The sequence below is a fragment of the Variovorax sp. WDL1 genome, from assembly GCF_001541225.1.
Classification (GTDB): Bacteria; Pseudomonadota; Gammaproteobacteria; order Burkholderiales; family Burkholderiaceae_C; genus Variovorax.
The window spans coordinates 11,458-23,993 of the sequence record NZ_LMTS01000077.1; the positions used below are offsets into that span (position 1 = coordinate 11,458).

The window sequence follows — 12,536 nt, forward strand, 5'->3', positions numbered from 1 at the left end:
CCCGACCACGGATTGGATGGCCTCCAGATAGGCCGTGCCCATGTCCTCGTCCGGCTCCAGGTAGGTGCCCTCCGCCCATTCGTTCCAGGCGTTGATGAAGATGAAGCGGGCTCCGGCATCGCTGGCTCTCTCGTAGAGCTGCGAGAAGCCGCTGCGGAACGTGTCGACATCCACGTTGCGCATGACCAGGCTCGTGTCCAGCTGCCTGCGCGGGCTGTTGTCCCAGTCGACGAACGCGCCGGGGTACTGGTCCGGCCGCACGGGACGGCTGGCGAGCGCCCGCCACATGGCCCGGTAGTCCCGGCTCCGCGGTGCGTACGGGCCCCTTCCGAGATAGCGCCAGCACAGCCGGCTCGCTCCATTCACGAGCTTCTCGGAAATCCTCAGGTGGACCGGCAGGTGCGCCTGCGTGTAGAAGGGCTCGAACTCGGAGTACGCGTCGAAGAGATGGCTGCGCTCATCGCGGCCGAACACGGTCAGCATGCTCACGACGTGCAGCCCGGGGAAGCCGCTCTTCACCGCCAAGTTTCGCCAGCAATCCAGCATGTCGCCGCACTCGGCGATGCTGGCGCTGCGATAGATGAGGATCACCGGGCAGCCGTCCACCCGGATGTAGCGCGGGTCTCGAAACGACCTCTCAAGATAGCGGTAGTGCGCCTCCCAGTGGCTCTTGTCGCCATAGCTCTGCGGCATCAGGACGTGGCGGTCGCCGCCATCCCAGGCGCGCGTCCAGGGTTCATTGGCCCAGGCCAGGCAAAACGGGAAGTCGGGCGCACCCCGCTGCAGCATGGATTCGAGCGGCCGCTGCAGCAGTTGGCGGCCCGCGAACCAGTAGTGGTAGTAGCAGAAGCCGCCCAGCCCGTGGGCCTTCGCAAGCTCGGCCTGCCAGTCCTGCGTTCTGGGGTCCGACAGGTCGTAATAGTGGCCGTGCAGCGGCACGCGGGGCTGACGATGCCCGCGGAACCCCGGTCTTGCCTTCCTGACGTTCGTCCATTCGGTGAAGCCTTCGCCCCACCACTGGTCGTTCTCCGGGATGCGATGAAATTGCGGCAGCAGGAATGCCAGCAGCTGCGGACTGCTCAAGAGCGCCTCATGGGTTCGGGTGCCTGGGCCAGGCGGGATGTCGGAAACTTCATCTTGAGGCAAGCGCCAGCGGGCAACGCTTCGTGCGAAGACGTTTCGCTTGTAGGCGCATGCCTACCTGGGGTAGGACGTCAAGCTATTCCTGCCGCCGCCATCGATTTCACGCAACGGAACTGCAAGGCCGACGGAGTTACTCATTGCGGAAATATTCATCCAGCTTTCCGACATGAATCGCACCTCAGAGACTCAAGCACCCAAGAGACATCACCAGTTCGAAGATAGAACGCCCAAACGGCCGAAGACAAGCCAGTCCGATATTCCCAGTTTTCCTTCTGCACATCCGGAGACGGAGACTCATGCGAGCGACGAGCGCCATGCCCAGTGTCATGACCAGTCAGGCAACTCCCAATCTCTGGATATTCCGCCGCCCGCCGCCGAGACCGGGCCGCAGACGCCGATTCGACCTGGCAGCACACTGAGCATTGCGAATGTGCCCTGCACAAGCGATGCCGATGTAGAGATGCCGACGGTGGCAATGCACCATGGCGTCAGCGCCACAGGCATCGCGCGAACCGACGGCGATGCGCCGCCCTCGAACATCGTGGTTCCGGCGGGGACGCTGGTCATCCCGCTGCCGATGCCGCCGCAGCCCTTCATGCCAGCCCACCAGATCATCAGCATCAATCCGAATATCGTCTGGGACTCGCTACGGAAGGTCTTCGATTTCCTGGCACCGCAGAACGCGGACCCGTTCAGCGTCGAAGCGCCCGCAACCCTGCGAGGAAGCGCGAAGCCAATGGCCAATCTGGCACGGGTGAGCAAGAAGGCGAACGCACAATTCACCGGAAAGCTTGCCGCCTTGCGCTGGACGCATCAACTCGCGCTTTACAACTTCAAGTTGATCCTGGGTCCTCTTTCGGATCCGATCGCGTCCAGCATCGACGCGCTCGTCGATAGAGCCCCGAATCTTCCCGGTCTCCCGCAGTCGAGCGCTCAGTACACCCTGGCGCTGATGCTCGCGGCGCGGCAGAGCCTTCGAGAGCTGTACGCCCAGTTGCACGCCCGGGCTGTTTCGGGAGCCAACCTGGCGCCGCACATCGATTGGGATCTACTCCCGATGCATGCCATCCTGGTGGAATACCTGGCGTTGGGCCCAGACTCCGATCGGTTCCAAGCCCTGGTGGAGGACGTGCTCGATACCTTGCCCACCTTGAGCGTCGAAGTACAAGCGCAGGTCTACGCCGATCTTTGCGCTGCCTCCTTCGATCCAGAGTATCGGCACCTACTGAGCGAACTCGGAACGCCTGAGTCGAAGGCGAAATTGGAGAGGCTCAAGCACTTTGAAGCGGCGGCTGACGCGTGCGCCACAAAAGCTCCCATTGACCCATTGAATGTCGCCCCGCTGTTCGAGGCATTGCCTCTTGCCGGAGCCCCCTGGAACCTGTCTGCGCTTTTCGCGCTGCGGCTTCTGGCCTACCTGCACAAAGTGGACATGCTCACGTTCGAGCAGGTGCAGGCACTCATCGACAAGGGCGCAGGGATGCTGCGCCACTTCATGTCCCTGGCAAGGCCGGACGCCACGGACCATCCACTCATCGATGCAGCCCAGTTCCTGTCCACTCACCTTGAACTCGAAGCCGCCTTCGTGCAGTTATCTCCGCAGGAGAAAGTCAAGCTCCTGAGAATCTACCCCATCGACCAGGCACTGGCACTCGTAGACGATCTTGTCCAGGGTTCGAGCCTGTCGTTACCTGAAAAACTCCGTTTGATCGAAGACATCCTCGGCCAGCCAGGGGTACCCATCGTGATTGGGACCATGCTCAGACATCGGCTTGGTTATCTGCTGCGCCAAGCAGATGGGCTCTGAGCAACACTTATCGGACCACCACGACGACGGCTTCGGTGGCGCCTCCTCGCGCCATGTCGGAGCGCTGTCACACCCTGGCAGTTCAGCATGAACGAATACGAACTCCGCACCCTGCTCGTCGCCGTCGCCGCCCAGCTCGGCCACACCGACCACTACCTGCTTGCCGACCTGCGCCACACCATCATCGACGATGTGCTGGTGAACTTCACTCACGACGCGCAGCGCGACCCCAAGCGCCTCATCCTGCATTTCGACATGGGCGAGTTGCCCGGGCAGGAGCCACTCCTCGCACTGCTGGGGCTCATGCACCTGAACCTGCTCAGCGGCAGCAAGACCACGGGTGTTTTCGCGCTGGATGCTCCGGCCTCCCGCCTGATCTACGCCGTTCACTTCTTCGAGCCGCACCGCAGTCCGGCGACCGCCATGGTGAATGCACTGCGCGAACATGCACAAAAGGCAAAGGCCGCGCTCACGCTCATCGATGCGGCCGTCGCTGAAGAAGCTCAGGCCCGGCAGCCCTTCCGGCAACTGGCCTGAGGCCATCTCGCCGCCCGGGGCTCCTTCACGCCTTTTTCAGACAGTCGGGAGGATGTCGAAGCCATCCGCGAGCGCCGGCGGCGGCTGCACCTCGGACTGATCCAGCGCATCCACCCGCGCCCCTGGCACCCCGTGGCGCAGCCAGTCACACATCTGCGCCAGTTGCTGCGGCGAGCCCTGAAGCAGCGCCTCGACCGAGCCATCCCGGCGGTTGCGGACCCAGCCGGCGATGCCGTGCGCCCGCGCGTGCCGCATGCAGCTGTCGCGGAAGCCTACGCCCTGGACGATGCCTCGTACCCGCACCAGGCGGTGCTCGGTCAATGCGTTTTCGTCGCGGGGCTGCATGCGCTTCCTTCGCTGATTCCAGGCGACACATTGTGAGCGAGCCCTGGCGCGCTCGACAACGGCTGTGGCATGGTTCGCCCTGGCGAATCGCCGAGGCGCTGAAGCATGCCGCCCCACTGGTCAAGCCGCCGCCGGCCTGAGACACTTCGCGCTTGCAAAGGAGATGCACATGGACGAGTCATTCGACGCCATCGTCATCGGCAGCGGCCAGGCCGGTCCCGCGCTGGCCGACCGCCTCTCGCAGGCCGGCCATCGGGTCGCGGTGGTGGAGCGCCACCGCTTCGGCGGCACCTGCGTCAACACCGGCTGCATTCCGACCAAGGCGATGGTGGCGAGCGCGCACGTGGCGGCGCTGCTGCATCGAAGCGAGGAGTACGGCATCTCGATCCTCGGCGAGGCCGCGGTGGACTTCGGCGCGGTGATGGCGCGCAAGAGCCGGATCTCCGGCAAGTCGAGCGAGAACGTCGAGAAGTGGCTTCGCGGCATGCCAGGCGTCACGGTGATCCAGGGCCATGCGCGCTTCGAAGCGCCGGGGGTGGTCCGCGTGGGCGACCGGCTGCTGCGCAGCGAGCGCGTCTTCGTGAACGTGGGCGGACGGGCGAGCGAGCTGGCGCCCGAGATCCGCAACGGCGTGGAAGTGCTCAACAACTCGTCGCTGATGGCGCTCGACCGCCTGCCCGAGCACCTGGGCGTGGTCGGCGGCAGCTACGTGGGGCTGGAGTTCGCCCAGATGTTCAGGCGCTTCGGCTCGCGGGTGACCGTGCTGCAGCGCGGCGCGCAGATCGTGCCGCGCGAGGACGCCGATGTGGCGGCTGCCCTGCAGGAGATCCTCGAGCGCGATGGCGTCGAGATCCGCACGGGCACGGAATGCTTCGCGCTGCGGCGCGAGGGCGAGCGCATCGCCGCGCGCTGGCGCTGCGGCGACGACAAGGACGAGTTCCTGTGCACGCACGTGCTCAACGCCACCGGGCGCCGGCCCAACACCGATGACCTTGGTCTGGAGAGCGCCGGCGTCAAGCTCGACGAGCGCGGCTTCATCGAGGTCGACGACCAGCTTCGCACCTCGGCGGAAGGCATCTGGGCGCTCGGCGAATGCAACGGGCGCGGCGCCTTCACGCACACGGCCTACAACGACTTCGAGATCGTCGCCGCCAACCTGCTGGACGACGATCCGCGACGCGTGGGCGATCGCATTCCTGCCTATGCGCTCTACACCGACCCGCCGCTCGCCCGCATCGGCATCTCGGTGGGCGAGGCGCTGCGCTCGGGCCGGCCGACGCTCATCGGCGAGCGCCCCATGTCCCGGGTCGGGCGCGCGGTGCAGAAGGGCGAGGAGCAGGGCTTCCTGCGCGTGCTGGTGGATGCGCAGACGCGCCACCTGGTCGGTGCGACGCTGCTGGGCGTGGAGGCCGACGAGGCGGTGCACGCGCTGCTGACGCTGATGTATGCGCGGCAGCCGGTGTCGACCGTGCAGCGTGCCGTGTTCATCCATCCCACCGTGTCGGAGCTGCTGCCGACGGTGCTGGGTGCACTTCGGCCACTGGAGGCACCTCCAGCGCAGGACTGAGTCGCGGCTCCTCGCGCCGTTCTGCGCATGGATGCCCGACCGTGTCTTTGCTCGGTAACGCGCTTGTCAGCGCGTGATTTATTTGTTAGCCGCGCTTGTGGCTAAGTCCGGGCGCCCACCGCGCTCGCGGCGTCCCGCCCAGAGGGAAATTTATCCCCCGGGCCCGTTGATAACGTTGTGGACAACCCTGAGAGCAACTCATCCGTGCGAGGCCCCGTGGGCGTTCCGACGGAATGCCCGTCAAAGAGGCATCCGTGGACGCGGAGCCACGCGAATCGCATCAAGCCAGCGCATTTCACATCGTTTCGCGAACTTAAGTACTCGCAACTTTTTACAAGCGGAGACAAAAGCACCAGAGAACCTGGGGCACGTGGCCGTCGCGGTGCAGCGCTTCATCACGCCGCCGCTGCGGCCCGAGACCGCATCGACATAGTCGGCCGCCAGGTTCACGCGCCGCGTCAGCAGGTAGCCGGGCTGCGTGTTGTCCAGGCTCGCCGGAACGTAGGGGAGCGAGAGTTGCCGAGCGGCGACTATTCGGCCTCGATGCCGGCGGCCTTCACGATGCGGCCCCACTTCTGCGACTCGGCGGTCTGGAACTTCGCCAGTTCCTCGGGCGTGGTGGTGAACACCTCGGTGCCGCTCGGCTCGTAGAAGGCAGCCTTGGCGGCATCGCTCTTCGCGGCCTTCACCAGCAGCTCGTTCAGGCGTTTCACCACCGCCGGCGGCGTCTTCGCCGGCGCATAGGCCGCGAACCAGTAGCCCATCTCGTAGCCCTTGACGCCGGCCTCGGCGATGGTGGGCACCTCGGGCGCCAGCGGCGAGCGCCTGGCGCCCGAGACGCCGAGCGCGCGCAGCTTGCCGGCCTTGACCTGCGGCAGGCCGGTCGCCGAGTCGGTGATCATCATGTCGATCTGCCCGCCGAGCAGGTCCGTCACGGCCAGGGGGTTGCTCTTGTACGGCACGTGCAGCAGCTTGATGTCCGCCAGCTGCTGCAGCAGCTCGCCCGCCATGCGGCTTGACGAGCTGCCGCTGCCGAAGCTGTGCTTGCCCGGCTCCTTCTTCGCGAGGGCGACGAACTCGGCGACCGTCTTCGCAGGGAACTCGGGCCGCACCACCATGATCTGGCCGCCCTTGCCCAGCGCCGCAACCGGCGCGAAGTCCTTCACCGGGTCATAGGGCAGTTTCTTGAACAGGTGCTCGTTGGCGGCATGCGTGGTGTTGGTGGTGATCAGCACCGTGTAGCCGTCGGGCGCGGCCTTGGCGACCTGCTGCGAGGCGATGAAGCCGCTCGCGCCGGCCTTGTTGTCGATCACCACCGGCTGCTTCGTCTCGGCCGTGACGCCGGTGCCGAGCGCGCGCGCGATCTGGTCGGTCGCGCTGCCGGCCGCGAAGGGCACGACGAAGGTGATGGGCTTCTCGGGATAGCCCTGGGCCGCGGCGCCGCCTGCGGCCAGCAGCGCGGCGACGATCAGCGAAAGGGATGGCAGTCGGATCATGCTTGTTGTCTCCGGGTCGTTGAATGGAAGAGATGAAAAGAGAAAGGCGATCAGCCTTCGGGCGGCCCGACCAGCCGGTGCAGCAGCGCATCCGGCACCTCGAGCCGCATGTCGAGCAGCAGGAAGGACAGCGCCTTGCCATGCGCGTCGAGGTTGAGGGCATCGTTGACGCCGCCGTCCAGCACGCCGTCGAGCACGAAGTTCATGGCGCCGAGGCGCGGCAGCAAGAAGCGCTGCACGCGGCCGGGCGCGCGGTGGCGGAACTGCGCGGCCACGGCTTCGGGCGTGATCTGCTCGACGAGCAATGGGTAAAGCTCCGGATGCCAGGCAATCACGCTGATGTTGGAGCGATCGCCCTTGTCGCCGGTGCGGCCGTGCGCGGCGCGGAAGAGCGGGACACGATGGAGCGGCTGCGTCACTGGAGTACCTTCGCCTTCGGCTGCGGTGCTATACGCCTTCGGAGCGGCCGTTCGGCTCATGAGGCAACCTCCAGCATCTCGAAGCGCACAGGCACCTGCTCGCGCGGCAGCAGGCACGAGCGGATGTTGAGGCGCGGCGTGAGCGCGGTGCGCACGCCGCCGCCGCCGGCCGGGCCGCAGGTGTAGAGCGCCATCACCTCGCGCGTCAGGCGCTCGGCCTGCGCGCGCTCGTCGTGCACCGCCGCCACGCGCAGCCGCACGTCGCGCGCGTCGCCCGCAGGCGTGGCCGCCATCGCGCGGCCACCATCGTCGGCCAGGATGCTGATGGCGCCGATCAGGTCCACGCGCAGCTGCAGCCCCGCGAGACGGCTGCGCAGGATGTCCGCCGCAAGCCGGGCCCGGGCTTCGGCGCGCGCGCCGGCATAGGAGATTTCGCCTTCGGCCAGCCAGCCGCCCTCGTAGCAGACGTTGACCTTGTATTGCGCCGGGCGCGCATGGCCGCGCACGCCGGACAGCACCACGCGATCCGCACCCGCGGCGCGCACCTCGGCCTCGCCGATGTCGGCGACCACGTCGGGCGTGAGATAGGCCGCCGGGTCGTGCACCTCGTAGAGCAGTTGCTCCTTCACCGTGGCCTCGCTCACGAAACCGCCGGTGCCCTCGGCCTTGCCGAGCGTGCAGCCACCATCGGCGTCGATCTCGGCGACCGGAAAGCCGATTGAATCTAGGCCCGGCACATCCTTGTAGCCCGGGTCGGCGAAGTAGCCGCCGCAGACCTGCGCGCCGCATTCGAGCAGATGGCCGGCCATCGTGGCGCGGCCGAGGCGCTCCCAGTCGTCGGCGCGCCAGCCGAAATGCGACATCGCCGGCCCGACCGTGAGCGAGGGATCGGCCACGCGCCCGCAGACCACGATCTGCGCGCCGGCATCGAGCGCGGCGGCGATCGGCTCCGCGCCGATGTAGGCGTTGGCGCTGACCACGCGCATCCCGTCCATCGCTGCGCCCAGCTGCTCGCGCAGCAAGGCGCGATGAGAGGGGCCCGAGAGATCGTCGCCCTCCACCACCGCAATGCGCGGTGCCGGTGCGCCGAGCTCGCGGGCCAGGCGGGCGATGCGGCGCGCCGCGGCGCGCGGATTGGCGGCGCCGAAGTTGCTGACGATGCGGATGCCATGCGCGAGGCAGCGCGCCAGCACCGGGCGCAGCATGGCGTCGAGCAGCGGCTCGTAGCCCGCTTCGGGGTCGGCGCGGCGGCGCAGCTGGGCCAGGGCCAGCGTGCGCTCGGCCAGCGTCTCGAAGATGAGGAAGCCGCGCTGGCCCGCGGGGCCGCCGGCGAGCCGGGCGACGAGGGTTTCCACCACGGCGCCGGCGGCGTCGGTGCGGTCGCCGGAGAAGCCCGCGGCGCAGCCGATCAGCAGGGAGGATGCGGGCGATGGACTCATGCGTGTCTCATGTCGTAGGCCGAATGTAGGCGTTCCGCAGTCATCCGTAAAATCGAAACTTCGGATTGGCTCATTCGATATTCAGATCAATGGAGGGACGAACATTGCCGCCACGGAACTCTCCACCCGCCAGCTGCGCGCCTTCGTCGCGCTGGTCGACCTGCCCAACTTCACGCGCGCGGCCCAGGCTTGCCATCTGTCGCAGCCGGCCTTCAGCACGCTGATCCGCGCGCTGGAGCAGGAGGTGGGCGCAAGGCTGTTCGACCGCAACACGCGCAGCGTGCAGCTCACGCCCGAGGGCCGCCTGTTCGAAGCCTCGGCGCGACGGCTGCTGGCCGATATCGCGCGCGCGATCGGCGATCTAGGCGACCACGTGGAGCGGCGCAAGGGCCGCGTGCACGTCGCCGCCCTGCCCTCGCTGGCGGCCGGCTGGCTGCCGGCCCTGTTCTCCGACTTTCACGCGCAATGGCCCGGCATCGAGCTCCAGCTGAGCGACCAACTGTCGGACGCCTGCATCGACCTCGTGCGCGGCGGCCAGGCCGACTTCGCGCTGGCCGCGGCCGGCAGCCGCGCAACCGACAGCGCGGAGCTGCGCATGCGCGTGCTGTGCACCGACCGCTTCCACCTGGTGTGCCGCGCCGACCATCCGCTCGCCACCGAGCCCCGGCTCACGCTGCGCAAGCTGCAGCCCTTCGCCTTCATCCACATGACGCGCAACAGCAGCGTGCGGCAGGCGCTCGAGGTCGCGCTGCATCCCCTGGCGATGAGCACGGTGCTGGAGGTCGAGCAGCTGGCCACCGTGATGGGCATGGTCGAGGCGGGTCTCGGCATCAGCGTGGTGCCCACGCTCACGCTCTACCAGTTCAGGCGCGAGTCGATCGCGATCCGGCCGCTGCCGCTGCCGCAGCTCACCCGGCGCATCTACCTGGTGCAGCGGCGCGAGGGCAGCCTGTCGGCGGCGGCAGGTGGGCTGCATGACATGGTGGTGGAGCGGCTGGGGTCGCTGTCGATCTGAATGCGAAGCGGCCGGCGACGTCGGCCGGCCCAGGGCGTACCGCACGCCGCCGCACCCGCACACCTACCCCGCACTCCATTCCCCCAACACACACATACGCACACGCACGCGAACCTCGCGTGCCCACGGAAGCCACTCCAGGCTCGGGTTTTCCGCCATACAGTCGCGCTCATAATTTGTATACAGTTTGGCGTACACACCTGTGAGCCATCGACACCAGCCGGCTCGCCCCTTCGCCATCTGCGCCAGGAGCCTCCTGCATGACCGCTTCCTCTTCCTCCGTCCACCCCGTCGACGAGCGCCTGCCCGCCGGCAAGCTCACCGCCCTCGGCCTGCAGCACGTGCTGGTGATGTACGCCGGTGCGGTGGCCGTGCCGCTGATCGTCGGCCGCGCGCTCAAGCTCAGCCCCGACGAAGTCGCGCTGCTGATCTCGGCCGACCTGTTCTGCTGCGGCATCGCGACGCTGATCCAGGCGCTGGGCGCCACGCAATGGTTCGGCATCAAGCTGCCGGTGATGATGGGCGTCACATTCGCCTCTGTCGCGCCCATGGTCGCGATCGCCAACGCCAACCCCGGCCAGAATGGGGCGCAGCTGCTGTTCGGCGCCATCATCGGCGCGGGCGTGATCTCGATACTCATCGCGCCGCTGGTTTCGCGCATGCTGCGCTTCTTTCCGCCGGTAGTGACCGGCACCATCATCGCGGTGATCGGCATCAGCCTGATGCGCGTGGGTATCAACTGGATCTTCGGCAATCCCGTGGGCCCCACCGCGCCGGCGCTGGTCGACCCCGTCTACGCCAAATGGCTGGCCGAGGTCACCTCCCCCGGCAGCTCCGTGCCACCGATCCCCAAGGGGCTGGCGATCGTGCCTTCGGTCCCGAATCCCAAGTATGCGGATCTGGGTGGCCTGGGCATCGCTGCGCTGGTGCTCGTGTCGATCCTGGTGATCGTCAAGTACGCGAAGGGTTTCGTCGCCAACATCTCGGTGCTGCTGGGCATCGTGATCGGCGCGGTGGTCGCCACCCTCTTCGGCTTCATGACCTTCGAGAAAGTGGGCAAGGCTGCCTGGATCGACGTGGTGCTGCCCTTCCACTTCGGCATGCCGCAGTTCGACCCGATCCTCATCCTCACCATGACGCTGATCATGATCGTCGTGATGATCGAGTCCACCGGCATGTTCCTCGCGCTCGGAGAAATGACCGGCCGCAGCATCGGCCAGAAGGACCTGGCGCGCGGCCTGCGCACCGACGGCCTCGGCACGCTGATCGGCGGCGTGTTCAACACCTTCCCCTACACGAGCTTCTCGCAGAACGTCGGGCTGGTGGCAGTCACCGGCATCAAGAGCCGCTTCGTCTGCGCGGCCGGCGGCGTGATCCTGGTCGTGCTGGGCCTGCTGCCCAAGATGGCGGCGTTGGTCGAGTCGCTGCCCACGGTGGTGCTGGGCGGCGCGGGCCTGGTGATGTTCGGCATGGTCGCGGCAACCGGCATCCGCATCCTCTCTGGCGTGGACTTCAAGGGCAACCGCCACAACGCGATGATCGTCGCGGTATCGATCGGCATCGGCATGATCCCGCTGATCGCGCCCAACTTCAAGCAATGGATGCCGCACGCAATCCACTCGCTGGTGGAGTCGGGCATTTTGCTGGCGTCGATCTCGGCGGTGCTGCTGAACCTGTTTCTCAATGGTGCGAAACACGACGAAGGCGCAGTGATCGCCGCGGCCAAGCAGGCCGAGGCGCACTGAAGGGGCATGAACGCGCGGGACGCGCAAGACGCCCGCACCAACAAGTGCCGACGCCGCGCCCTGTGCTTCGTCAGATCATCGCGAGCGGCTTCTTGCGCCGCGGGGGTGGATGCATTCGGTCGATCTCTGCGAGATCATCCGCACTCAGCTGCAGGTCAGCGGCGGCCAGGTTCTCACGCAGATGCGCTTCGCGCCCGGCCTTCGGGATGGCCGTCACGCCGGGCTGCGCAATGACCCAGGCCAGCGCGAGCTGCGCCGCTGTCACGTCCAGCCGACGGGCCATCTTCCCGAGTGCCGCGTCACCGGCCAATGCGCCCTGGTCGATCGGGCTGTAGGCCATCATCGGCATGCCGCGCTGGCGTTGCCACGGCAGCAGGCTGAACTCCGGCCCGCGCTCGCTCATCGAGTAGTAGACCTGGTTGGCCGCGCAGTCGAGCGGCTCCCCGCATACCGCGGCCAGGTCCTCCATGTCATCAGTGTCGAAGTTGCTGACGCCCCAGTGCGCGATGCGACCGTCGGCCACGAGCTGGCGCATCGCCTCGCAGGTCTCCGAGAGCGGGTGCTCGCCGCGCCAATGCAGCAGGTAGAGGTCGATGCGATCGAGCCCGAGCCTCGCCAGGCTGCGCGCGCAGGCGGCCGGCGTGCCCTTGCGGCTGGCGTTGTGCGGATAGACCTTGCTGACGACAAGGAGCTGCTCCCGCGTCACGTCGCCGGCGCGCAGCGCCTCGGCGATGGCCTGGCCAACCACCTCCTCCGCGCCGCCCTCGCCGTACATCTCGGCCGTGTCGATGAGCCGGTAGCCCATCGCGATGGCCGAGCGCACCGCGGCGACTTCCGCGCGCCGCTGGGCGGGGTCCTCGCCGAGGCGCCAGGTGCCCAGGCCAAGCACGGGGAGCCGGCCGCCGGTGGGAATCTCGAGGGTGCGCATGGAATGTTCGATGAAAAGAATCGATGGTAAGCCGCAAGCTCGCGCGTGAGGCGCCGAACGGAAGGGCGGCGGGTTCACGGGTTCGGGTATCCATC

Annotated in this window: 11 protein-coding genes; 5 read left to right on the top strand and 6 right to left on the bottom strand. The window is 67.4% G+C overall.

Annotation, left to right across the window (positions count from 1 at the left end):
• The coding region (locus APY03_RS11065) for a glycosyltransferase WbsX family protein (RefSeq protein WP_068676746.1) at positions 1 to 1,083 on the bottom strand (1,083 nt) is incomplete at its 3' end.
• Between the two features lie 226 nt (positions 1,084 to 1,309).
• On the opposite strand from APY03_RS11065, the gene APY03_RS11070 reads away from it, so the two are divergent.
• Both APY03_RS11070 and APY03_RS11075 read left to right on the top strand, forming a co-directional pair.
• Positions 1,310 to 2,950 (top strand): hypothetical protein, encoded by a 1,641-nt coding sequence (locus APY03_RS11070; protein WP_146039698.1) that lies wholly within the window; start codon positions 1,310 to 1,312, stop codon positions 2,948 to 2,950.
• An 87-nt stretch (positions 2,951 to 3,037) separates the two neighbouring features.
• Positions 3,038 to 3,487, top strand: coding sequence for a hypothetical protein (locus APY03_RS11075; protein ID WP_068676750.1), 450 nt, complete (start codon positions 3,038 to 3,040; stop codon positions 3,485 to 3,487).
• Between the two features lie 36 nt (positions 3,488 to 3,523).
• On the opposite strand, the gene APY03_RS11080 is transcribed toward APY03_RS11075, so the two are convergent.
• Positions 3,524 to 3,832 (bottom strand): acylphosphatase, encoded by a 309-nt coding sequence (locus APY03_RS11080; protein WP_068676752.1) that lies wholly within the window; start codon positions 3,830 to 3,832, stop codon positions 3,524 to 3,526.
• 169 nt (positions 3,833 to 4,001) lie between these two features.
• Here APY03_RS11080 and APY03_RS11085 point away from each other — a divergent pair, with 169 nt between their 5' ends.
• Positions 4,002 to 5,399 carry an FAD-containing oxidoreductase gene (locus tag APY03_RS11085; RefSeq protein WP_068676754.1) on the top strand — a complete coding sequence of 466 codons (1,398 nt, stop codon included), beginning with the start codon at positions 4,002 to 4,004 and terminating at the stop codon, positions 5,397 to 5,399.
• Between the two features lie 530 nt (positions 5,400 to 5,929).
• Here the strand turns inward: APY03_RS11085 and APY03_RS11090 are convergent.
• Genes APY03_RS11090 through APY03_RS11100 form a run of 3 tightly spaced genes read right to left on the bottom strand, consistent with a single transcriptional unit; the run spans position 5,930 to position 8,753 of the window.
• Positions 5,930 to 6,895, bottom strand: a complete 966-nt coding sequence (locus tag APY03_RS11090; protein WP_068676756.1) for a Bug family tripartite tricarboxylate transporter substrate binding protein — start codon at positions 6,893 to 6,895, stop codon at positions 5,930 to 5,932.
• A gap of 50 nt (positions 6,896 to 6,945) precedes the next feature.
• Positions 6,946 to 7,374 (bottom strand): AtuA-related protein, encoded by a 429-nt coding sequence (locus APY03_RS11095; RefSeq protein ID WP_232081282.1) that lies wholly within the window; start codon positions 7,372 to 7,374, stop codon positions 6,946 to 6,948.
• The gene (locus tag APY03_RS11100) at positions 7,371 to 8,753 is read right to left on the bottom strand and encodes an acyclic terpene utilization AtuA family protein (RefSeq protein WP_068676760.1); all 1,383 of its coding nucleotides are present in this window, start codon (positions 8,751 to 8,753) and stop codon (positions 7,371 to 7,373) included. The genes APY03_RS11095 and APY03_RS11100 overlap by 4 nt, the downstream gene beginning before the upstream one ends.
• A gap of 103 nt (positions 8,754 to 8,856) precedes the next feature.
• Here APY03_RS11100 and APY03_RS11105 point away from each other — a divergent pair, with 103 nt between their 5' ends.
• Both APY03_RS11105 and APY03_RS11110 read left to right on the top strand, forming a co-directional pair.
• Positions 8,857 to 9,768, top strand: a complete 912-nt coding sequence (locus APY03_RS11105; protein ID WP_068676939.1) for a LysR family transcriptional regulator — start codon at positions 8,857 to 8,859, stop codon at positions 9,766 to 9,768.
• A 260-nt stretch (positions 9,769 to 10,028) separates the two neighbouring features.
• Positions 10,029 to 11,513: a nucleobase:cation symporter-2 family protein gene (locus APY03_RS11110; protein WP_068676762.1), complete on the top strand. Its 1,485-nt coding sequence runs from the start codon at positions 10,029 to 10,031 to the stop codon at positions 11,511 to 11,513.
• 70 nt (positions 11,514 to 11,583) lie between these two features.
• Here the strand turns inward: APY03_RS11110 and APY03_RS11115 are convergent, their stop codons facing one another.
• Positions 11,584 to 12,441: an aldo/keto reductase gene (locus tag APY03_RS11115; protein ID WP_068676764.1), complete on the bottom strand. Its 858-nt coding sequence runs from the start codon at positions 12,439 to 12,441 to the stop codon at positions 11,584 to 11,586.
• Between the last annotated feature and the right edge of the window lie 95 nt (positions 12,442 to 12,536).